At 36.4% G+C, this 21,152-nt stretch carries 22 protein-coding genes; 16 read left to right on the top strand and 6 right to left on the bottom strand.

The annotated features are described in order from the left end of the window. Positions 1-231 precede the first annotated feature (231 nt). Both M4I44_RS03970 and M4I44_RS03965 read left to right on the top strand, forming a co-directional pair. The gene (locus M4I44_RS03970) at positions 232-459 is read left to right on the top strand and encodes a CDGSH iron-sulfur domain-containing protein (RefSeq protein WP_070906333.1); all 228 of its coding nucleotides are present in this window, start codon (positions 232-234) and stop codon (positions 457-459) included. 152 nt (positions 460-611) lie between these two features. After that, on the top strand, positions 612-1,742 hold the full coding sequence (locus M4I44_RS03965; protein WP_017495892.1) for a DinB family protein: 1,131 nt from the start codon (positions 612-614) through the stop codon (positions 1,740-1,742). 43 nt (positions 1,743-1,785) lie between these two features. On the opposite strand, the gene M4I44_RS03960 is transcribed toward M4I44_RS03965, so the two are convergent. From M4I44_RS03960 to M4I44_RS03950, 3 genes are all read right to left on the bottom strand, one after another. Next, positions 1,786-2,688: a PhzF family phenazine biosynthesis protein gene (locus tag M4I44_RS03960; protein ID WP_249966576.1), complete on the bottom strand. Its 903-nt coding sequence runs from the start codon at positions 2,686-2,688 to the stop codon at positions 1,786-1,788. 75 nt (positions 2,689-2,763) lie between these two features. After that, positions 2,764-3,321 carry a YdeI family protein gene (locus tag M4I44_RS03955; protein ID WP_249966575.1) on the bottom strand — a complete coding sequence of 186 codons (558 nt, stop codon included), beginning with the start codon at positions 3,319-3,321 and terminating at the stop codon, positions 2,764-2,766. Then, positions 3,321-3,842, bottom strand: coding sequence for a hypothetical protein (locus tag M4I44_RS03950; RefSeq protein ID WP_249966574.1), 522 nt, complete (start codon positions 3,840-3,842; stop codon positions 3,321-3,323). The genes M4I44_RS03955 and M4I44_RS03950 overlap by 1 nt, the downstream gene beginning before the upstream one ends. A gap of 116 nt (positions 3,843-3,958) precedes the next feature. Here M4I44_RS03950 and M4I44_RS03945 point away from each other — a divergent pair, with 116 nt between their 5' ends. The 10 genes from M4I44_RS03945 (at position 3,959) to proC (ending at position 14,532) form a co-directional block, all read left to right on the top strand. Continuing rightward, positions 3,959-4,129 carry a hypothetical protein gene (locus M4I44_RS03945; RefSeq protein ID WP_249966573.1) on the top strand — a complete coding sequence of 57 codons (171 nt, stop codon included), beginning with the start codon at positions 3,959-3,961 and terminating at the stop codon, positions 4,127-4,129. 70 nt (positions 4,130-4,199) lie between these two features. Further along, a complete protein-coding gene (locus tag M4I44_RS03940) occupies positions 4,200-4,742 on the top strand; it encodes a hypothetical protein (protein WP_249966572.1) in 543 nt (180 codons plus the stop codon). Between the two features lie 205 nt (positions 4,743-4,947). Further along, positions 4,948-6,375, top strand: a complete 1,428-nt coding sequence (locus tag M4I44_RS03935) for a T9SS type A sorting domain-containing protein (RefSeq protein ID WP_249966571.1) — start codon at positions 4,948-4,950, stop codon at positions 6,373-6,375. A gap of 203 nt (positions 6,376-6,578) precedes the next feature. Beyond that, entirely contained in the window at positions 6,579-7,850 is a 1,272-nt protein-coding gene (serS, locus tag M4I44_RS03930) for a serine--tRNA ligase (RefSeq protein WP_249966570.1), read from the top strand. Between the two features lie 110 nt (positions 7,851-7,960). Next, positions 7,961-8,785 carry a prolipoprotein diacylglyceryl transferase gene (gene lgt, locus M4I44_RS03925; RefSeq protein WP_249966569.1) on the top strand — a complete coding sequence of 275 codons (825 nt, stop codon included), beginning with the start codon at positions 7,961-7,963 and terminating at the stop codon, positions 8,783-8,785. A 98-nt stretch (positions 8,786-8,883) separates the two neighbouring features. After that, on the top strand, positions 8,884-10,665 hold the full coding sequence (locus M4I44_RS03920) for a tetratricopeptide repeat protein (RefSeq protein ID WP_249966568.1): 1,782 nt from the start codon (positions 8,884-8,886) through the stop codon (positions 10,663-10,665). 89 nt (positions 10,666-10,754) lie between these two features. Next, complete coding sequence (locus tag M4I44_RS03915; protein WP_017495902.1) at positions 10,755-11,066, top strand: DUF4286 family protein; 312 nt, start codon at positions 10,755-10,757, stop codon at positions 11,064-11,066. A 471-nt stretch (positions 11,067-11,537) separates the two neighbouring features. Continuing rightward, a complete protein-coding gene (gene rsmA / locus M4I44_RS03910; RefSeq protein WP_017495904.1) occupies positions 11,538-12,323 on the top strand; it encodes a 16S rRNA (adenine(1518)-N(6)/adenine(1519)-N(6))-dimethyltransferase RsmA in 786 nt (261 codons plus the stop codon). Continuing rightward, complete coding sequence (gene mgtE, locus M4I44_RS03905; RefSeq protein WP_070906343.1) at positions 12,307-13,656, top strand: magnesium transporter; 1,350 nt, start codon at positions 12,307-12,309, stop codon at positions 13,654-13,656. The genes rsmA and mgtE overlap by 17 nt, the downstream gene beginning before the upstream one ends. 99 nt (positions 13,657-13,755) lie before the next feature. Continuing rightward, on the top strand, positions 13,756-14,532 hold the full coding sequence (gene proC, locus M4I44_RS03900) for a pyrroline-5-carboxylate reductase (RefSeq protein WP_089076047.1): 777 nt from the start codon (positions 13,756-13,758) through the stop codon (positions 14,530-14,532). A gap of 108 nt (positions 14,533-14,640) precedes the next feature. Here proC and nhaA read toward each other — a convergent pair whose 3' ends face one another. Continuing rightward, complete coding sequence (gene nhaA / locus M4I44_RS03895; protein ID WP_249966567.1) at positions 14,641-15,786, bottom strand: Na+/H+ antiporter NhaA; 1,146 nt, start codon at positions 15,784-15,786, stop codon at positions 14,641-14,643. A 162-nt stretch (positions 15,787-15,948) separates the two neighbouring features. Beyond that, positions 15,949-16,638, bottom strand: a complete 690-nt coding sequence (locus M4I44_RS03890) for an alpha/beta hydrolase (protein ID WP_017495908.1) — start codon at positions 16,636-16,638, stop codon at positions 15,949-15,951. Between the two features lie 333 nt (positions 16,639-16,971). On the opposite strand from M4I44_RS03890, the gene M4I44_RS03885 reads away from it, so the two are divergent. From M4I44_RS03885 to M4I44_RS03870, 4 genes are all read left to right on the top strand, one after another. After that, entirely contained in the window at positions 16,972-17,919 is a 948-nt protein-coding gene (locus M4I44_RS03885) for a 2-hydroxyacid dehydrogenase (protein ID WP_249966566.1), read from the top strand. Between the two features lie 180 nt (positions 17,920-18,099). Continuing rightward, entirely contained in the window at positions 18,100-18,483 is a 384-nt protein-coding gene (locus M4I44_RS03880) for a DUF4234 domain-containing protein (protein ID WP_017495910.1), read from the top strand. Then, positions 18,458-18,922 (top strand): DUF2752 domain-containing protein, encoded by a 465-nt coding sequence (locus M4I44_RS03875; protein ID WP_017495911.1) that lies wholly within the window; start codon positions 18,458-18,460, stop codon positions 18,920-18,922. The genes M4I44_RS03880 and M4I44_RS03875 overlap by 26 nt, the downstream gene beginning before the upstream one ends. Positions 18,923-18,980: 58 nt before the next feature. After that, positions 18,981-19,256: a TM2 domain-containing protein gene (locus tag M4I44_RS03870; RefSeq protein WP_017495912.1), complete on the top strand. Its 276-nt coding sequence runs from the start codon at positions 18,981-18,983 to the stop codon at positions 19,254-19,256. 64 nt (positions 19,257-19,320) lie between these two features. Here the strand turns inward: M4I44_RS03870 and M4I44_RS03865 are convergent, their stop codons facing one another. Next, positions 19,321-21,123 (bottom strand): lysophospholipid acyltransferase family protein, encoded by a 1,803-nt coding sequence (locus M4I44_RS03865; protein WP_070906348.1) that lies wholly within the window; start codon positions 21,121-21,123, stop codon positions 19,321-19,323. Positions 21,124-21,152: the final 29 nt, after the last annotated feature.

The raw sequence follows: 21,152 nt of genomic DNA, 5'->3' as shown, positions 1-21,152 counted from the left end.
TTTCTCATTTCGATCGAAGGGAGACCCGAGTGATGAGGTGTTTTATTGTCCGGCTGAGCGAAGTCGAAGCCAGACAATACAATTGAACTTAGCGAATCTCTGCGAAAACTTTCGAGTAACTCTGTGTAACACTCCATAAAATAGAACCAGTTTAAACTAGCATACCTGCTAAAATCTTCACGATTTATTTCGCAACCTTTGTGCTCAAAAAAAGAACAAAAAAGCAATTTTATGAGCAAGACAAAACTTATCATCAATAAAAACGGATCGATTAAAATAGAAGGTGACTTCGAAATCATGGATTCTGAAGGAGCTGTTTACGGACTACAAGGAAGATCGGCATTGGGTCTTTGCCGTTGCGGATTATCGGCAAACAAGCCTTTTTGCGATGGCGGACACCGTAATAATTTCGAACACGAGTCTAAAGCATTCGATTTACCACCAATGAAAACAAACTAAGAACTTCGGTTTTGGTTATTTTTTATAAGGAAGCTGCATCTTGACTGATGTGGCTTTTTTTTGTTTTCATTTTTAGATGATTTACTAAATATGATCAGTTATTTCCTTAAAAAAGTGTGTTATATTTACCTAAATTTTTAAAACTATAAAGAATGAAAAAATTGGTGACCCCATTGTTGCTTTTATGTTTTGTTTTGGCAAGTGCCCAGACGCAAAAGACGGTTTCGAGTGATTGGACCTCTTTCAATCAAACGATAGAAATTCAGTCTCCTGTTAAAAAGAAGTTTAAAGTAATCGCATCGGTAAAAGTAGAAAGTACCGAACCTCAGGCCTGGGCAGGAGTTTGGGCAAGAGTTGATACGAAGAATGAAGAGGAAGGTTTTTTTGATAACATGAGAGACAGACCAATTAAATCAAACGAATGGAAATCTTATACCGTAGAAGGAACTATCGATAAGAACAGTAAATCACTTAGTTTTGGAGGTTTGTGTTTGTATAACGGTAAATTCTATTTTGATAAATTCGAATTGCTGATCGAGAATGACAAAGGTGTTTTTGAACCGTTGGCGGTTTTAAATTCAAGTTTCGAAACCCCTCTGAAAAATGGTGAAATTCCGAAATGGGGTTTAGGCATTTCAAAAGAGGCAAGTGTAAAAGTAAAAGAGTACAAAATTACGCAGGACAAATCCAGTGCTGACGGAAAAAACAGTTTGCTACTGGAAGGAAGCGGGATTAAACCGCGAGCAGAAGCGAAGATTGGAAATGTGGAAGGAGCATCACCAAAAATTGGAGATATGATCTCAATGCTTGAAGATCTAAAGTCCCGTGTAGAAAGAACTGTGAAGAACATGAATCAGTACGAAATTGATTATTTGCATGACGCAGAAGCCAACCGAATTGGAGCACTGGTGATGCATTTGGCCGCTGCCGAAAAATACTATCAGGTTTTTACCTTCGAAAACAGAGATTTTAATGAAGAGGAAAAGAAACAGTGGAATGCCGCTTTAAACCTCGATCAGGGTGGACGAGATGAATTTAAAGGACATGATATTCAATATTATTTAGACATCTACAATGAAGTAAGAGCCAAAACAATTTCGGAGCTAAAAAAGAGAGACGATGCCTGGTTTGCCGAAGTTCAAACAAAGTATGACATGAGTAATCAATATTGCTGGTTTCATGTTATGGAACATCAGTCGAGTCATCTAGGGCAGATTTTGTTTTTGAAGAAACGTATTCCGCCTCAGCAAAAACCAACTTTACCAAAAGAAATCAAAAAGTAATAGTTTCGATTTATAAAAAAAGCTGCATCATGTGCAGCTTTTTTTATAAGTAAAGTTCTCCGCGCATCGTTATGGTAGAAGAACCTCCAACCAGAATATCTTCTTCGCGATTCATTACTTCAATCATTGAGGGCTGTTTTAATCGTACACCCTGAAGAATTTTGTATTCTTTGTCGGATTTAGTGAATTTCTTTTGCGTTAAAAAGCCAATTAAAGGACCTGCTGCCGTTCCTGTAGCAGGATCTTCATTTATTCCGATAATGGGGTTGAAAAATCTCGTTTCGACGATATGCTCCTCATTTTCATCAGCGATGGTGAAACAATAAAAACCTTCGAATTTATATTCTTTCGAAATTTCGATTAAAAGCTGGTTGTCCGGAACAAAACTATTGAGTATGTGGCTGCTTTTTATGGGAACCATGGCATGGGCAACTTCTGTATTGACTATGGTAGGAACAAAAGCATTTACATCTAAGTCTTCAATTTTTAAACCAAGTGCAACTGCAATTTTATAAGTTGGAATTTCTTGCTTGATGACCGCCGATTTTTGGTGCATTTGAACAAGGGGATAAAAAGTAACCGGATCTAAAGTAACGGTTAACGGAATGGCGGAATGTTTCATGATTACAAAAAGCTCACTTTCGTTTTGCTCATCAAAAATAGGCATTCCTTTTAAGAGAGCACCGCAAACAGCACCCAGTAAATTATGTCCCGCTCCGTCTATTTCAATTCCTGTTGGGGTAAACGAACGAACCATCAGTGCTTTTTCTCTTGTGGAATAATAAACAAAAGAGGTTTCGGAGTAACCAAATTCTTTAGAAATATCCTGATACGTTTCCAGTTTTAAATTACCATCGGTAAAAACAACAGAAAGCGGATTTCCTTTATAACTTTCGTTTGAGAATACATCTAAAACGTAATATTCTAGTGTTTTTCTTCCCTCCATTCTTTATTTCTTTTTAGCTGAGACTTTTTTAGACGGATTAAAGTTAATATTTATCGTTTAGCAAAGCAATAGTTGTTACAACATTCGCTTTTGTTCGGCACTTATCTGTATTGCTTTTTCTAATCTCGAAAGTCTGGTTTTTTCCTGTTTGGCACTCATGATCCAATGAATCATTACTTTTCTGTACGAGGGTGCCTGATGGCTAAAATATTCCCAGGCTGTTTTGTTCGCTTTAAATTGTTTTTCAAATTCAGGGTCAAATAGGTAAGCTTCTCTTTCATGCGAGTAGATTTTAGATCTTTCTTCAGATCTTAATTCGAAAGCCTTTATGCCTTCGGGTAGCATGAGTCCGGCCTTAGTGAGTTCTTCTACTTTTTTGATATTGATGGCACTCCAGATACTGGATTTTTTTCTGGGCGTAAACCGTATCGTATAACTTTCTTCATCTACAGCTCTTCGAACGCCATCGATCCAGCCAAAACAAAGCGCCTGATCAACAGATTCTGACCAGGTCATGCATGGCTTCTTGGTATTCACTTTATAAAAACCAACTAAAAGCTCGGTTTCTTTTTGATAATGTTTTTCTAACCATGCTCTGAATTTTTCTGGTGTTGAGAAGAAGGTTGGTGTCATTATTCAGTTTTAGTTTTTAATGGAGGTGGGGGTGGCGGGGGAAGAATTGTACTTAAATCGCCAAAGTCAATGACCTGTTTTGTTGGAATAAATTTTAAATGATCTCTAAACTTGGATAAAGAGTCAATAAAATTAAAAAGCTCTTTAGGAGCAGTATGTCCGTATACAAATATCGATTTGTTTTTATTATTATTTGAAATGTTAAGCAGATAGGCGCTTCCATCACACAAATTATTCTGTGAATATTCACTTTTAAATTTATTGACGTTTAAACTTTGAAGATGCTTGTATAGTTTTTCTTTTATATTACCATTAATTATGGCATAGAAATTTTCTTTTGGTTCGGGATATCTTCTTTGAAGAAAAATAGTATCGCTATTATTGAACTTAATTGAATTATCATGATGTAAACCAGCATATGAAAAAACGAAGCTATCAAACGAGAAATTCTTAACATCTGTTTTTTTAGAACAAGATATTAGTAATAAAATTAATAGAAGAGATGTAGATATTATCTTCATAGTGAACTGTTTGTTTTTTTGATTCAGAAAAGAAAACGGACGGATCAAAAGTAGTAAATAATTGTCTTTGCAATAAGTTCTTTATCTTTGTAAACGCAATTTAATAAAATGAAAACATGGCAAAAGGTCCCGAAAAAAACGGCAAAAACAAGGCTTTGCATACCAAATTGCTAAAACGCAAAAAAGCTAAAGTTCAGGAAGAGAAAAGGGCACATGCCTTGCGACTGAAAGCTCTGGTGGCAAAAATGAATGAAAAGAAGAGTGATGATGGATCTAATGCTATTTAAAGCAAAATGTATTTCTTTTTAGTTTTAATTTCATCGAAATTTGCAGAACAATCTCAAAACAAAAAACAAAATGGAAGAATTTGGCAGAATAATAGTTTCTGAAACAGCAATGAACAGTGAGAATCCGCAGGATGTGATTCACTCGAATATTTCGGTAATCAATTTAATGCGTGAAGAAGGGGTCGATGATGAATTCATCCACGAAGATGCTTTGATGAGTTATTATTTAGACTTCTATTGGTCACAATATACAGAAGGAAATTTTGCTCAGTTTGTCTATAAATCAGGATGGAACAAAGAATTAAACGAACTTATTGAAGAAGGTCTGACTTTAATTGGTGCCGAAAAACACTTGGAATTGTTTCAGCAGCAAAGCAAAAAAGTGAGATTGATGAGCAGTGTAAAACTCAATAAATTTTTAAGCGGAAAATTGGAAGGCGTAAACCCAATACGTGATTTACTGAACAACGATATGTTTTATGAATTAGAAGAAAACCTGGTGACATTAAATGCCGATTTCTTAAAAAATCATCCCGATTTCGAAGTGCTTTCTGTCGATGATATGTTCGCGACTTTGGAGGAATTTGTGGGACATGAAATTAAGAGGGTTTAGATTTTAGAGGTTCAAAGAGGCAAAGATTCAGAGGTTTTAGCTGGATTTTTGTCACAGAGATTCGCGGAGTTTTTACAAAGCTTCACAAAGTTAACCGAAAAGAGCCTTTGGCTCGAGACATATTGTAGGGATGGATTTTAATCCATCCTGAAAGAAAAGAAATAATTTTACCTGAAATTGCATTTTCCGTCTAATCAATAAAATCTTGAGAGAACAAATTTCCATTTGTAAAAAGGCGGTTTTTGCCTTGCTGTTTTTGCCGGTAGTTTTATCCGGTCAGGTGAATAATACAGGCACAACTGATAATGTTACCCGGTATTATTACGACGATCAGATAGTTTCGGTGCAAATTTGGTACGGAACAGATAAAAATCCGGACAGTACCAAAACGTATTATCCGAATGGAAAATTGAACGAAGTTTTTTATTACGACGAAAAAGGGCTAAAAGATTCCGATTGCTTTCAGTACAATCAGGAAGGCGAAAAGTTAGTCACCTGGAATTTTTCGCATGGGAAATTGATTAGCAGAACCGACCATAAACTACCTTTCAGTAAAGACAAGGAAGAATCGGTAAAAAAAGCCCTCAAACTGCTTACTGAAATCAATGTCAAAACAAATTACAATCCGACTAAAGTTAATGATTTGTACAATCGTGGTGTGTTAAGCGTTAGTTTGGGCAATATTACACTGGCACTCGAAGATTTAAAAAAAGTCGAATACTCAATTGATAAAGATCCAAAAAATAAAAGTGTCGTTCTGGCCGATTCGTTAGAACAAAAGAAAGATTTGTTTCGAAGCAAGCTTTACGACAGATTAGCCTTTGTCTATGCATCACTCGAAATGGATAGTTTTGCGATCCAGTATTACCATAAAGCCATAAAAAGTGCTCCGGACGATTTACGCATCCTCTATAATTTTGCTTCATTGCTCCAGCGAAGAAAGATATACGATTTAGCGTGTTTTTATCTGGAGAAAATTGCAGCTGTAAAACCGGATCACGCATATGCAAGATGGAGCCTCGCGAAATTGTACAGCGATACAGGCAATTATGAGAAAGCAATGGAAAATGTTGCGAAAGCTTTTGCAACTGAAAAAACAATTGCAGGCAGAAATTCGGCTTACGGAGGCAGGGATTTAAGAACCATTCGGGGTTTAATCTATCACAAATTAGGAGAATCAAATAAAGGAATCGCCGATTTAAAAGCAGCATTAGAAACGGATAAAAACAATTCGTACGCGATGAAGAATCTGGGGATTATTTATTTAGAGCAGCATAAATACAAAAAAGCCTGTGAGTTGTTTCAAAAAGCAAAAGAACTCAATTATGCTCTGATTTATGATGAAACAGATTTATCAGCATGGTTAGAAAGTGCTTGTAATAATACTCCGCATGAAAATACAAATACGAAAAAACCATATGCTTTCCCGAATCCCGCAACAACTGTGATTTCTATAAAAGATCTTAATGCCGAAAACTTTGATTATGAGTTTTTTAATTTCGAATCGGTTTCTGTTTTAAAAGGAAAAAGTACAGATGGAAAGATAGACGTCTCAACCCTGTCTTCTGGTTTTTATGTGCTTAAAGTAACTACGGCAGATTCAACAGCAAGTTTTAGGGTGATTAAAGAGTAAAGAGTAAAGATTAAAGAGTAAAGATTAAAGAGTAAAGAATAAAGAGTGAAGAATAATCTCTGCGTATCTCTGTGTTTTCTTTGCGTATCTCCGTGGTACAGCCCCGAAATAACTTTAGAACCAACTTTGTCATGATCTTAGGAAACATTTCCTTAAATTTGCTTCCATTATAAAAAAAATACAATAGTTATAAAAAACAAGCTATGTTACAAATCGCATTTATTAGAGAGAATCAGGAGAAAGTAATCAAGGCTTTAGCAAAACGAAATATCGATGCTAAAAGCGTTGTGGAAGAAGTGGTGCAATTAGACGAAAACCGTCGCGCAACACAAGTAGAATTAGACAACACTTTATCCGAATCTAATAAATTGTCCAAAGATATAGGGGAATTGATGAAAGCTGGCGAGAAATCGAAAGCTGCAATCTTGAAAGAAAAAACAGTTTCCTTAAAAGAAAAAAGCAAAGAATTGGGCGAAAAAGCAGAAGCTTTAGCCGCCGAATTAACCAATAAATTATACACTTTACCTAATCTTCCTGCTGATATTGTTCCTGAAGGAAAAACACCGGATGACAATCTGAACGTTTTTCAGGAAGGAGATATCCCGGTTCTGCACGAAGGAGCACAACCACACTGGGAGTTGGTGAAAAAGTATGATATCATCGATTTTGAATTGGGTGTAAAAATTACCGGAGCAGGATTTCCGGTTTATAAAGGAAAAGGAGCCCGTTTACAGCGCGCTTTGATCAATTACTTTTTAGACAAAAATACGGCTGCCGGATACAATGAAGTTCAGGTACCGCATTTGGTAAACGAAGCTTCAGGTTATGGAACAGGACAATTACCGGACAAAGAAGGGCAAATGTATCATTCAACTGTTGATGATTTGTATTTGATTCCAACCGCTGAGGTTCCGGTTACGAATTTGTTCCGTGATGTGATTTTAAACCAGAGCGATCTGCCGGTTTTGCATACCGCTTATACGCCATGTTTCCGTCGTGAGGCAGGTTCTTACGGAGCTCACGTACGTGGATTGAATCGTTTGCACCAGTTCGACAAAGTAGAAATTGTACGTGTGGAGCATCCGGATAAGTCTTATGAAGCATTAGACGGAATGGTTGAACACATAAAAGACATTTTGAAAGAATTAAAATTACCATATCGTGTTTTACGTTTGTGTGGTGGTGATATGGGCTTCACATCTTCTTTGACTTATGATTTTGAAGTGTTTTCAACGGCACAGGATCGTTGGTTAGAGATCAGCTCAGTTTCTAACTTCGAGACTTTTCAGGCCAATCGTTTGAAATTGCGTTTCAAAGACAAAGACGGAAAAAATCAATTGGCACATACTCTAAACGGAAGTTCATTGGCATTGCCAAGAGTTTTGGCCGGAATTTTAGAAAATTACCAAACTCCGGAAGGAATCGTAGTACCGGAAGTATTACGTCCATACTGTGGATTTGATATTATAAATTAAGATTGAGGTAAAGTTTACAGTCGCGGTCTCAGTTTCCAGTGAATTGCACTGAATATTGAGACTGCGACTGAATACTGTAAACCGAGACTGAATACTAAAAAAAGAGGAAGATGGGAGGGATTTTAAATTGGGACGCAGATCCCGTTATTTTTTGGATTACAGATAGTTTTCCATTAAAATATTATGGTGCTTTTTTTGCCTGCGGATTACTGTTGGGCTATGCCATAGTACGTAATATTTACAAAAAAGAAAATCTTTCGCTGGATAATCTTGATAGTTTATTGGTGTATGTAATCGTTGGGACCATTTTGGGAGCGAGATTGGGACATTGTTTTTTTTACGAACCGTCCTATTTTTTGCAGCATCCGATAGAGATTCTTTTACCCATACAAAAAGTAGCAGGAGTTTATAAGTTTGTTGGATACCAAGGGCTTGCAAGCCACGGAGGTTCAATCGGAGTTTTAACCGCTATGGTTTTATATTGCCGAAAGTATAAAGTGAAATTCCTGTGGCTTTTAGATAAAATGGCAATTGGAGTTCCGGTTACGGGAGCTTTTATCAGGTTTGGAAATTTTATGAATTCTGAGATTTACGGGAAACCTACTGATGGAAACTGGGGTGTGGTTTTTCAAAGAGACGATTTAATTCCAAGACACCCGACACAGCTGTATGAAGCTTTTGCCTACCTGTTGATTTTTGTAATTTTACTGACGATGTACAAATCAGAGAAGATACGAAAAGCAGATGGTTTGATCTTTGGCTATTTCCTGATGTTACTGTTTCTGGCGCGATTTATAATTGAGTTTTTCAAAGAAAATCAGGAAGCTTTCGAAAATAGTATGCTCATTAACATGGGACAAATATTGAGTATTCCTTTTATTTTGATAGGTCTGGGACTGATTGTCTGGAAGTCTAAGAAGAATGTTTATATTTAGTTTTCAAATCGCGGTTCTCAGTCTCAGTCTACGTTGAATAATGCAAACTGAAACTGTGATTATAAACTGTCACTGAATACTGAAAAAAAAGCTATAATATGAAAAACAGCATCATCTATATCGTTTTGTTCTGGTCTGCTTTTGCATTTTCACAGAATGAACAGCTTGCGCAGTACTATTACGATAAAGGTGATTTTGAAAAAGCTAAAATCAGTTACGAAGAACTTTTAAACAGTTCGCCGTCCAATACACAATATTTTTTAAGAACAATTGACTGTTATCAGCAGTTGCAGCAGTTTGAGACTGCACAGAAAGTAATTCAGGATCGTTACAACAAATACAAACAAGGTGTTTTTTTAGTAGAGTTAGGGTATAATTTCCAACTGCAAAAAAACGATGCTAAAGCCAAAAGTTACTACGAACAGGCGATCGAAAAGATTAAAACCAATCCCAATGATGTTTACGGAGTTGGTAATTCTTTTGAGAAAAAAGTACTGCTTGAGTATGCATTACGAGCCTATCAGACAGCCATGTCAATTCAGCCGAATTATAACTTCAATTTTCAAATTGGAATGCTGTACGGACAGTTAGGGCAGACGGATCAGATGATTGATCTTTTGCTGACAGAATCGTACAAAAATCCACAGAACGCAAATTTAATACAGACACAGCTGTCTCGTTTCATGAACGGCGAAACGGATAATACCGCTTTTAAAGATGCGATGCGAAAAGCTTTGATTCTGAGAACACAAAAAGATCAGGATGTGTTTTGGAATCATTACCTGAGTTGGTTTTATGTACAGCAGAAAGAATTCGGTAAAGCCTTTATTCAGGAAAAGGCAATTTACAAACGCGACCCGGAATCACTCTCAAGTATTGTTAATCTGGGACAATTTGCGTTAAATGAAGAGGATACTGACACGGCAGAGGAAATTTTCAATTTTATTCTTCAGACGACTAAAGATCGTGATTTACTCATTCAGACAAATTCGTCTTTGATGCAGATAAAAATCGATAAAGCGCAGGAAAAAGAGTATCCATTAATCAATTCCGAACTACAACAATTGCTCATAACCTATGAAATAACTCCTTTTACCTTATCTTTGCAAATAATTCAGGCACATTTCCTGGCTTTTAATCTTAAAAAGACAGAAGAAGGCAAGGATATTATTAAAAAAGCGCTGGAATTAAATCTGAATGCCTATCAGCAGGCAGATGCGAAAATGGAGCTGGCTGACATTCTGCTTTTAGAAGAGAAATTCAATCAGGCACTTATTTATTATTCTCAAATTCAGTTGGATTTGAAGAATGATGTAATGGCGCATGAAGCGAGTTTGAAAGCCGCCAAAACAAGTTATTACAAAGGTGATTTCGAGTGGGCTTTGAAACAGTTTAAAGAATTGAAGGCGGCCAATACGCAATTAATTGCCAATGATGCACTCGAGTATTTTTTACTGATCAACGACAATACAGTTGCCGATTCAACACAAACTGCTTTGAAGCAGTTTGCCAAAGGTGATTTTTTAATGTATCAGAATAAAAAGCAGGAAGCAATTGCTCAGTTTCAGGGGATATTGAAAACGTTTAAAGGGCAGGAAATTGAAGCTGTTACAATGTTGCGTTTAGGTAAAATTTACGAAAGCCTGAAGGATTACACCTCAGCTTTGGCGCAGTATCAGCAGATTATTGACCATCATGGCGATGGAATTTATATCGACGAAGCATTGTTTTTCTCTGCAGAAATTTACAACGATGAATTGCATAATGCAGAAAAGGCGAAGCCTTTATATGAGAAGGTAATTTTTAATCATCAGGACAGTATTTACTTTGTTGATGCCAGAAAAAAATACCGGGAGTTAAGAGGAGACAAGAATTTATAATACAGATTATTGGATTTTTAGATTGCTGGATTATTCGAAAAGTCTAACAATCTAAGGAGTCTAAGAAGTCTAACAATCTAGGAAGAAGAATGATTATTTACAACGTTACTACCAATATACACGAGAGCGTTCAGGAGCAATGGTTAAAGTGGATGCAAGAGAAACACATACCGGAAATTCTGGCCACACAAAAGTTTTCTTCGGCAAGAATTGTCAGGGTGATGATTGAGGAAGAAATGGGTGGAATTACTTATTCCGTTCAATATGTTACAGACAGCAAAGAAACGTTAGAGCGTTATTATGTCGAAGACGAACCGGCATTTCATAGAGAAGCTTTGGAATTATTCGCTGATAAAATGCTTTCTTTCAGGACAGAGCTGGAAGTGATTTCGGAACATTAAAAGGAGGATAGTTAGATTGTTGGATTATTCGAAACATCTAATAATCCAACAATCTAAACAGTCTAACAATCTAATAAAAGATGGAGATTCGGTTTCAAACAAAAGAAGAAAGCAACAAACAGCAACAGGAAGATTTTCTGAAGTTGTCTAAAACCGAAAGAGTTTACGCTTTTTTTCGTTTGATGGAACAGGTAAGCAGGTTTCCGATTAAGAATAAAGAGGATAAGAATAAAGATAATTTTCTCATTGTGATTAAACCAAAATTGGATGTCAAAATTGTGGAATCAAAACATTGATGAATTTATCACTGGAAGACCTGATTACAAGTAAGATTAAAGCGAACAGAGCTAAAGATTTACTCGATATTCAGCAGCTTCGTGAAATAAATAAGAAGTAGATGATTTGATTGTTAGATTATTCGATAATCTAACGATCTAAGTAGTCTGACAATCTAAGAATCTAGAAAAGAGAATGGAAAAAGTAAAAGCTAAAAAACATTTAGGACAACACTTTTTAAAAGATGAAAGTATCGCCAAAGCAATTGCAGATACCTTAAGTCTGAACGGATATGATGAGGTTTTAGAAATAGGGCCGGGGATGGGTGTGTTGACTAAGTATTTGCTTGACAAACCAATTAATACACACGTGATCGAGATCGACACAGAATCGGTGGCGTATTTAGGTGAAAATTATCCAAAATTAAAAGATAACATTATTTCTCAGGATTTCCTGAAGTACAATATTAATGAGGTTTACGAGAACAAGCAATTCGCTATTATCGGAAACTTCCCTTACAATATTTCAACACAGATTGTTTTTAGAACTTTAGAATTTAAACATCAGATTCCGGAATTTTCGGGGATGTTTCAAAAAGAAGTGGCAGAACGAATCTGCGAGAAAAAAGGATCAAAGGCTTACGGAATCTTATCCGTTCTAGCTCAGGCTTTCTATACTACAGAGTACCTGTTTACAGTAGATGAAAATGTCTTTATTCCTCCGCCCAAGGTGAAGTCGGGTGTGATGAGAATGACCCGAAAGGAAGATTATAGTCTTCCATGCGGAGAAAAATTGTTTTTCACAGTGGTGAAAACGGCTTTTCAGCAAAGACGAAAAACATTACGTAACAGTTTGAAAACATTAAATTTAACTGATAAGTTGCGAGAAGACACTATCTTTGATAAACGTCCTGAACAGCTTAGCGTAGAAGAATTTATTGAACTGACTCAAAAAATAGAAGCCGATGGAGTTCAAAGTTAGCAAAGACTTAATCCAACAATTAGAAGAGCACATTGTTAAGAAAAATGACAAGGAACTTGAAATTTTACTTAATGATTTGCACCATGCTGATATAGCCGAAATTCTGGACGAGCTGGATTTCGATGATGCAACCTATATTTTTAAGGTTTTAGATAGTGATAAAACGGCCGAGATTCTTCTGGAATTAGAAGATGATCTTCGTGAAAACATCTTAAGCCGCCTGTCGCCTAAAGAGATTGCAGAAGAGCTTGATGAGCTTGAAACCAATGATGCGGCGGATATTATCGCCGAACTTTCGCAGGACATTAAAGCAGAGGTAATCTCTGAGTTAAATGACGTTGAACACGCAAAAGACATTGTCGAATTATTGCGTTACGACGAGAATACTGCCGGAGGTTTGATGGGGAAAGAGCTGGTGAAAGTTAATGAAAACTGGAATGTTCTTACCTGTGTCAAAGAAATGCGTATTCAGGCCGAGAATGTTTCCAGAGTACATTCAATTTATGTCGTTGACGATGAGAATCGTTTGAAAGGCAGACTGTCTCTTAAAGATTTATTGACCACTTCAACCAAAACACAGATCGGAGATATTTACATCAGAAAGTTAAATTTTGTAAATGTTGATACCGAAGATGTTGAAGTGGCCCGTATCATGCAGAAATACGATTTAGAGGCAATTCCGGTGGTTGACGAGTTAGGCCGTTTGGTAGGAAGAATTACGATTGATGATATCGTAGACGTAATTAAGGATGAAGCCGATAAAGATTATCAGTTGGCAGCGGGTATTACACAAGACGTTGAATCAAACGATAGTGTTTTGGAGCTAACCAAGGCACGTTTGCCATGGCTTTTAATTGGGATGGTAATCGAAATTGTTGCATCATTTGTACTAAAGGGTAACGAAGCCACTTTTCAGAAATATTCAACTCTGATTATTTTTGTACCGTTGCTTTCTGCGACAGCAGGTAACATTGGAGTTCAGGCTTCGGCAATCGTTGTGCAGGGTTTGGCAAACGGAACACTAAAAGAATTCAGCAGAGGATACTTTAGCAAGGAGATAACCGTTTCGATGATTTCGGGAACTATTATTTCGTTGCTTTTACTGGGATATCATTCCATTATGTACCAACAGTACCTGGTAGGAATGGCCATTTCAATTTCGATGATTGTAGTAATTTTGTTTGCAGCGACTCTGGGAACTTTAGTGCCGTTGTTTTTACATAAAAATAAAATCGATCCTGCTATTGCAACGGGGCCCTTTATCACCACAACCAATGACGTATTTGGTATTATGCTCTACTTCGGAGTAGCCAAACTTATTCTTGGATTTTAAGTTTTTGCAACAAATTAGTAGATAAGAGTGATTATTGATCTCTAAAATCGGCGTAATTTGTAACCGAATAATTCGCTATTAACCAGCCAAATAAAAGCAATGAAAGTACACATTATAGGGGGCGGAAACCTCGGGGTTTCTATTGCCTTGGGAATTGCTAAATTCTCTAAAAATAACCAGGTTACCGTTACAAGAAGAAACACGAGCAGTATTCAGTATTTATCAGAGTACGGAATTACAGTTTCATCAGATAATAAACATACTATTCAGGAAGCTGATGTGGTTATTTTAACCATAAAACCCTATCAGGTAGACGTTGTTTTAGCAGAGATTTTACCTGTTATTAAAGGAAAAACAATTGCCTCGGCCGTAAGCGGATTGTCTCTGGACATGCTTCAGTCTAAAACCAATAATGAATTTGCAGTAGTTAGAATTATGCCCAATATTGCTGCACAGTTTGGTGAATCGGCAACCTGTATTTCTTTTCCTGAACAAGACAGAGAAAAAGCATTACCAATTGTTGATTTATTTCAGGATTTGGGGACTGCTCCGGTAATTGACGAAAAATTAATGGATGCAGCAACCGTTCTTGGTGCATGCGGAACAGCTTATGCTTTAAGATATATTCGTGCTTCTATGCAGGCCGGAATCGAAATTGGATTTGATTCTAATACCGCTTTGGCCATCGCTGCTCAAACGGTCAAAGGAGCTGCAAAAATGTTATTGGAGGAACAAGTACATCCGGAACAATTAATCGATCGCGTAACGACGCCTCAGGGCTGTACAATTGTAGGTTTGAATGAAATGGAGCACAATGGTTTCAGTTCGTCTTTAATAAAAGGAATCAAGACCTCTTTGAAGCAAATTAAGGGTTAGGATAAGGAAATTCCAATATTGAAAATTCCAAATTCCAATTTAGTAAAAGTTGGAATTTGGGATTTTTTATTTTGTAACGATTTCCTTGATTGATTTCCTTTTAAAAGACTAAGCCTTTTTTTTCTTTGATAAAGTATATTTCAAATAAACTAATCCAAAAAGTCCCGAAAGCACTGAGGCAATTAGAATAGCGATCTTGGAGAAAACAATAATTTCAGGATCTTTAAAAGCCAGAATAGTGATGAAGATAGACATGGTAAAACCAATTCCGCCTAGCATTCCGGCACCTAGTATATGAGCCCATTTTAAGTTTTTAGGCAAGCTGCACAATCCAAGACTTACACCAATAGCCGAGAAAAGTAAAATTCCCAAAGGTTTGCCTACTACAAGCCCAAGTACAATTCCAAATGTATTAGGGTGATTCAATCCTTCATGCCAATCGGACTGAATAGCGATACAGGTATTAGCAACAGCAAACAAAGGCAGAATGAAAAAGGCAACCGGTTTGTGTAGAAAATGCTGCAATTTATAAGAGACAGAATTTTCATCGCCATTTCCAAACGGAATTACAAAAGCCAGAATTACTCCTGTGATGGTAGCATGAACACCTGAGTTTAACATGAAATACCACATTACAACACCTCCGATAAGATAGGGGATAAGGTTGTGAACTTTCAAACGATTTAAAACAAACAAGAAAACCCAGATTCCCAACGCAATTGCAAGATTTACAAATGCGATTGAGGTTGTATAGAATATGGCAATAACGATTATGGCTCCCAAGTCATCTATAACAGCTAATGCAGTTAAAAAAACTTTTAGCGACGAAGGAACTTTTTTTCCTAAAAGAGATAAGATTCCGATGGCAAAAGCGATGTCGGTTGCCATTGGGATTCCTGCTCCGTTTTGAGTTGCTGTTCCAAAATTTAAAATCAGAAAAATACCGGCAGGAACTAACATTCCGCCCAAGGCTGCCATGATAGGTAAAGAGGCATTTTTAATATTGGACAATTCACCGTGATAAATCTCCCTTTCTAATTCTAAGCCAATTAACAAAAAGAAAATAGCCATTAAACCATCATTAATCCAGTGAGTGATCGAATGCCCGTTGAGATCTTTTTCCCAGAAAGCAATATATTCCGTTTGATAAGATGAATTGGCAAGATAAAGCGATATGATGGTGACAAAAAGCAGGAGTAGTCCCCCTGATTTTTCATTGTTGAAGAAGGCTTTAAAAGTTTTTGTTAATTTCATTTTTATAAAAGTTCAGTGAATTTAGAAGGGATTTTTAGGAGGCATATATTTTCAAAGTTAAAAAAAAATGAACGAATAAAAAATTCAGGTGTATCGCGTTACGGGATGCGGTTGCGGTATTAAATAAAAAAACCGCTAATAATTAGCGGTTCGGAGTGTTTTTTAGAATGTAGCAGCTGCTTCTAAAATTAAGGCTGTCACTTCTTTGGGGTGTGATGCGAGCGAGGCATGTCCTGCGTCGAGGCGAATGATTTTTTTGGGGTTTATTCGCTCTGCCATTTCTTTTTCTGTTTCCGGTGGAATCATATTGTCGAAGTTAGAAATCTGGTACCAGCTTGGTTTGTTTTTCCATGCCGGTTCACCTGCGATGTCTCCAAAACATTGTCCGTGTATCGGTTTTTGAGCCAGTGATAAGACCAGTGTTTCTTTATGGTCTAAATCCTGAGCAAATGCATCATGAAACTCATCGTACTTAATCCATAAAAAACCTTTTGGGTCAGGATAAATACTGGCTCCGCCCGATCCTGGCCTGCGGCCTAAAAGAGCTCCCAGACTATCTCCTGCATCAGGAGCAAATGCTGCAATGTAAACTAAGCCCACCACTTTATCATGATGTCCGGCACCCGAAATTACTGCTCCTCCATAAGAATGTCCTACCAGAAGTACTTTTCCTTCCTGAGCATCAATTAAATCCTGAGTTTTATTTATATCATCTTGTAAAGAAGTCAAAGGGTTTTGAACGCTTCGTACTTTATACCCTTCTTTTACTAGTCCTGGAATTACATGTTGCCAATGTGAACCATCTCCCCAAGCACCGTGAACTAAAATAATGGTTAAATCTTTTGTTGCCATAATTACTGTTGTTTAATTGATTAAAATAGAATCGTTAATTTAAAATTCAATATGTCATGTAGCAAAATGGGGCGAGTTGTCCTCTGAAGTAAAAATCTATGTATAAATGTATGAAATTAAACAACTCGTTAATGTTAAGATATAGAGAACTTTGTTTTGTAACTGTTTTGAATTCAGAGGTTAAGGTCCTTTCCGGGAAACCGGAAATCTACACAGTTAAATTTTTTAAGGCTATTTTTCTTTACACCTCGCTGAACTTCGAAGGCTAATAGTCGAAACAGAAAATTTAAATAAAGAATAAGCTGTATTTTTGTTTTATAAAAATAGCATACAATGAGTATAAAAATTCTTCATATTGATAGCAATCATCCGGTTTTATGGCAACAATTGGAAGATGCAGGTTTTGAAAACCACGCAGATTTTAAATCTTCTAAAGAAGAAATTGAAGCGAAAATTGCCAACTACAACGGAATTGTGATCCGAAGCCGTTTTAAAATTGACAAGACCTTTTTAGATCAGGCGACTAACTTAAAATTTATTGCTCGTGTAGGGGCTGGCCTGGAAAGTATTGACTGTGAGTATGCCGAAACAAAAGGGATTCATTTAATTGCCGCGCCGGAAGGAAATCGCAATGCCGTTGCAGAACATTCGCTGGGAGTGATTTTGTCCTTGTTTAATAATCTCAATCAGGCAGATGCCGAAGTGAAATCAGGACATTGGAATCGGGAAAGCAACCGCGGTCATGAATTGGATGGTAAAACAGTGGGGATCATTGGTTATGGAAATATGGGAAAAGCATTTGCGAAAAAACTTCGCGGCTTCGAGACAGAAGTGTTGTGTTACGATATTCTGGATAATTTAGGAGATCAAAATGCGAGACAGGTGTCATTAGCTGAGCTACAGCAAAAAAGTGATGTTCTGAGTCTTCATCTTCCGTGGACTCCTGAAACGGATAAAATGGTGGATCAAAGTTTTATAAATGCTTTTTCAAAACCCTTTTGGATTATAAATACCTCACGCGGTAAAAACATTGTCACAGCAGATTTAGTAGAGGCGATGAAAACTAAAAAGGTTTTAGGCGCGGGCCTTGATGTTTTGGAGTATGAGAAATTATCTTTCGAAACCTTGTTTCAGGAAGAAAGTACACCGGAAGCCTTGCGATATTTAATGGAGTCTAAAAATGTTTTACTGACACCCCATATTGCCGGTTGGACATTTGAAAGTCATGAACGACTGGCTCAGGTGATAGCTGACAAGATTAAAGCGGTCTTTCATACCTAGTTTTATAGAGTGAGATTCAAATTTAACTTCCTTTTTACAATTAAATAACGAGTTTTTTCTGTAGAGTTTTTGGGTTATAATTAGTTTTTAAAGTTATTTTTTAATAATATTGTTTCTAAATAAGGAGTAACCGAAAATCCCAAGAGTAGGACATAACCAATTAATTTTAACTAGTAAAAAATGGAAAACGATTTTAAAGAAACGTCAAATAATTTTAATGACCAAATTCCGGTATTCAAAGTAGATCCAATAATGGTGTTGCTTTTTAGTTTTTTAACTTGCGGATTGTACTTGATTTATTGGAATATTAAAGTATCTGAGGTTTTTAATGCCGTAGCAGGAAAAGAGGTAATCTCTCAGCCAGTTGCAATCTTCGCAGGATGCTGTATGCCGGTAAATATTTATTTTTATTATTTAGCTGGAAAAGAAGCGTTGCCAAAAGTTTATCAAAGAACTGGAGAGCTTCAAAAAGACCAGTCAACTTTATTAATTGTTTTAGGGTTCTTTTTTCCTATGGCAGCAGCAATGATTGTACAAGGTGATATCAACAGATTATACAAATAATAGTAGAATAAAACGTAAAATTTACGGAATTATCGGTGCAGCAATTACACTGATAATTCCGTTTTTTTTAATGCTCGACAACCATAACGACCATCTGGAGACAGATCAGTCGTTTTGTCCTTTTAAAATGGTAACCGGTTTCCCTTGTCCGGGTTGCGGAATTACTAAATCATTAGTTTATTTTTACGAAGGCGACATCTACAAATCGCTTAGTTACCATATTCTGGGCCCGTTTGTAATTGTATTTTGTTGGCTCACTATAATTATACTGACTACTGAAATTATTACTAAAAAAGAATATTTTTCAGGGCTACTGTACAATAGGAAATTAGCTTACAACATGGCTTATTTTTTAGGCTTTTATCATTTGATACGATTGGTTCTATTTATCAGAGAAAGCTCTTTTGATGATATTTTGCATCAGTCTATCTGGTTTTAAGTCTAAGAATTCCATCTACATAACGTTGAATTTAGAATAACTAAAAATCACTATAAAAATGGAAAACAGTAAAACAGAACATTGGAACAATCCTCCGGTTCATCGGGAGGAGAATAAAAAAGTAGTTGCGGGAATCCTGGCAATTTTATTAGGTGCGCTGGGTATTCATAAGTTTTATTTAGGATACAATAAAGAAGGCGTTATTCAGCTTATTCTCGGATTTATTTTCGGAATAGGTGGTATAATAGGAGTGATCGAAGGAATAATCTATCTCACGAGATCAGACGAAGAATTTTATCAAACCTATCAGGTTGGACAGAAAGGCTGGTTTTAAGTCGTTTTAAAGCATAAAAAAATCCCATTTTAAGATGGGATTTTTTGTTTGTATGATGATGCAATTAATCTTCTTTCTCTGATAATTTGCGTTCTAATTCTATCTGAAATTCTTCAATAACAGGTTTCATGGTACTTTCGGGAATATCTGCTATTCTAATGTACATTAAACCGTCTACAGCATTATTGAACAAGGGATCAACATTAAAGGCGACTACACGGGCATTTTGCTTGATGTATTTTTTGATCAAAACAGGCAAACGTAAATTTCCTGGTTCCAGTTCATCAATAATCTTATCGAACTTGTTCAAGTCAGACTCGGCTTCGTCAAAGATAAAATCTTTATCAGCATCTTTAAGTTTTACTTTATAAGCCTTCTTAGGGTGAATATACTGTGCGATATACGGGTCGTAATAGTTAGACTTCATAAACTCAATCATTAACGATTTAGAGAAGTCAGAAAATTGATTGCTGATACTTACACCACCAAGCAAATATTTATGTTCCGGATAACGTAAGGTGGTATGAATAATTCCTTTCCACAACAAGAACAAAGGCATTGGTTTTTGTTGATATTCTTTGATGATAAAAGCACGTCCCATTTCGATTGATTTATGCATCATATCATGCAATTCCGGTTCAAACCTGAAAAGATCAGTCAGATAAAAACCTTCAATACCATGTTTTGGATAGATTTCAGAACCTAATCCCATGCGATAAGCACCAGCTATTTTTTTGGTGTCATCATCCCACAAAAACATATGGTGATAATACTGGTCGTATTCGTCTAAGTCAATAGATTCGTTGGTTCCTTCGCCCACTTCACGGAAAGTAATTTCACGTAAACGACCAATTTCGTGTAAGATATTCGGAATTGATTTTGCACGCGCAAAAAATACTTCGTAGTTTTTACTCTGCAACAACCTGCAGTCACTGTTTCTTAACGCACAAACCTCGTCAATCATTTTTGACTCATTTGCCGGAGTTGCAATTTTTTTAGGTGCTTTCGGAATCTTTAAGCTTGCGGTGTCTAATAATTTGCTGTCTTTCTCAAAAGGATTAGCCAGCATATAGGTTTTCTTTCTTAAAAATTCTGAATATTCTTCAAATGATTCGATTTCATTTTGTTCGTTCACCGAGATTGGTTTTCCGATACGAACTTTAATCACACGGTCTTTTTGCGTAAGCAGCTCCGAAGGTAATTTTGCTGTACGCAAAGTATCGTCAATCTTAGATAGCCAATAAAACAACTTACTGTTTTTGGCATGGAAATAAATAGGGATTACCGGGACTTTGGCTTTTCGGATTAACTTCAAAGCACCTTCTTCCCAAGGTTTATCCACAACTAATTTTCCATCCTTGTAAGTCGAAACTTCCCCGGCAGGGAAAATTCCCAACGGTTTCCCGTCACTTAAATGGCGTAAGGTTTCTTTAATCCCCACCACACTTGATTTGGCATCCTTATGATTTTCAAAAGGATTAACAGGCATGATGTATTTTTTAAGCGGAACAATTCTATGTAATAAAAAGTTGGCAATGATTTTAAAATTAGGCTCTCTTTCAAGCATTAATTTTAAAAGTAAAATACCATCAATTCCCCCCAGAGGGTGATTTGAAATGGTAATATAAGCACCATCTTTCGGTAAACGTTTTAAATCTTCTTCGGGAATTTCAAATTTGATTTCCATCTCATCCAAAATCCCGTTTAGAAATGCAACATCCTCTAAATGTTTATTGTGATCGTAAATTTTATTTAGAGTAGATATTTTAAGGACTTTCATAAGAAGCCAGCCCGAAAAAGTACCCAAAACTCCGTACTTATCAACATTTATCGCTTTTGCAACTTCTTTCGCGGTAACTAAACCCATGTACTATTTTTAATTTATTAAGAGCAGCG

This window comes from Flavobacterium sp. B183 (genome assembly GCF_023539155.1).
Classification (GTDB): Bacteria; Bacteroidota; Bacteroidia; order Flavobacteriales; family Flavobacteriaceae; genus Flavobacterium; species Flavobacterium tructae.
The sequence above is the reverse complement of the archived record's forward strand: the minus strand, read 5'-3'. Positions and strand labels throughout refer to the sequence as shown.

Bases quoted from the DNA above. Each gene is read 5' to 3' on its own strand.
- M4I44_RS03960 (WP_249966576.1), bottom strand. From the start codon at position 2,688: ATGGAGGGAAGAAAAACACTAGAATATTACGTTTTAGATGTATTCTCA.
- M4I44_RS03885 (WP_249966566.1), top strand. From the start codon at position 16,972: ATGAGTATAAAAATTCTTCATATTGATAGCAATCATCCGGTTTTATGG.
- M4I44_RS03955 (WP_249966575.1), bottom strand. From the start codon at position 3,321: ATGACACCAACCTTCTTCTCAACACCAGAAAAATTCAGAGCATGGTTA.
- M4I44_RS03920 (WP_249966568.1), top strand. From the start codon at position 8,884: ATGAAAAACAGCATCATCTATATCGTTTTGTTCTGGTCTGCTTTTGCA.
- lgt (WP_249966569.1), top strand. From the start codon at position 7,961: ATGGGAGGGATTTTAAATTGGGACGCAGATCCCGTTATTTTTTGGATT.
- proC (WP_089076047.1), top strand. From the start codon at position 13,756: ATGAAAGTACACATTATAGGGGGCGGAAACCTCGGGGTTTCTATTGCC.
- M4I44_RS03865 (WP_070906348.1), bottom strand. From the start codon at position 21,123: ATGGGTTTAGTTACCGCGAAAGAAGTTGCAAAAGCGATAAATGTTGAT.
- M4I44_RS03970 (WP_070906333.1), top strand. From the start codon at position 232: ATGAGCAAGACAAAACTTATCATCAATAAAAACGGATCGATTAAAATA.
- rsmA (WP_017495904.1), top strand. From the start codon at position 11,538: ATGGAAAAAGTAAAAGCTAAAAAACATTTAGGACAACACTTTTTAAAA.
- M4I44_RS03945 (WP_249966573.1), top strand. From the start codon at position 3,959: ATGGCAAAAGGTCCCGAAAAAAACGGCAAAAACAAGGCTTTGCATACC.
- mgtE (WP_070906343.1), top strand. From the start codon at position 12,307: ATGGAGTTCAAAGTTAGCAAAGACTTAATCCAACAATTAGAAGAGCAC.
- M4I44_RS03940 (WP_249966572.1), top strand. From the start codon at position 4,200: ATGGAAGAATTTGGCAGAATAATAGTTTCTGAAACAGCAATGAACAGT.
- M4I44_RS03915 (WP_017495902.1), top strand. From the start codon at position 10,755: ATGATTATTTACAACGTTACTACCAATATACACGAGAGCGTTCAGGAG.
- M4I44_RS03965 (WP_017495892.1), top strand. From the start codon at position 612: ATGAAAAAATTGGTGACCCCATTGTTGCTTTTATGTTTTGTTTTGGCA.
- M4I44_RS03880 (WP_017495910.1), top strand. From the start codon at position 18,100: ATGGAAAACGATTTTAAAGAAACGTCAAATAATTTTAATGACCAAATT.
- M4I44_RS03870 (WP_017495912.1), top strand. From the start codon at position 18,981: ATGGAAAACAGTAAAACAGAACATTGGAACAATCCTCCGGTTCATCGG.
- M4I44_RS03950 (WP_249966574.1), bottom strand. From the start codon at position 3,842: ATGAAGATAATATCTACATCTCTTCTATTAATTTTATTACTAATATCT.
- serS (WP_249966570.1), top strand. From the start codon at position 6,579: ATGTTACAAATCGCATTTATTAGAGAGAATCAGGAGAAAGTAATCAAG.
- nhaA (WP_249966567.1), bottom strand. From the start codon at position 15,786: ATGAAATTAACAAAAACTTTTAAAGCCTTCTTCAACAATGAAAAATCA.
- M4I44_RS03890 (WP_017495908.1), bottom strand. From the start codon at position 16,638: ATGGCAACAAAAGATTTAACCATTATTTTAGTTCACGGTGCTTGGGGA.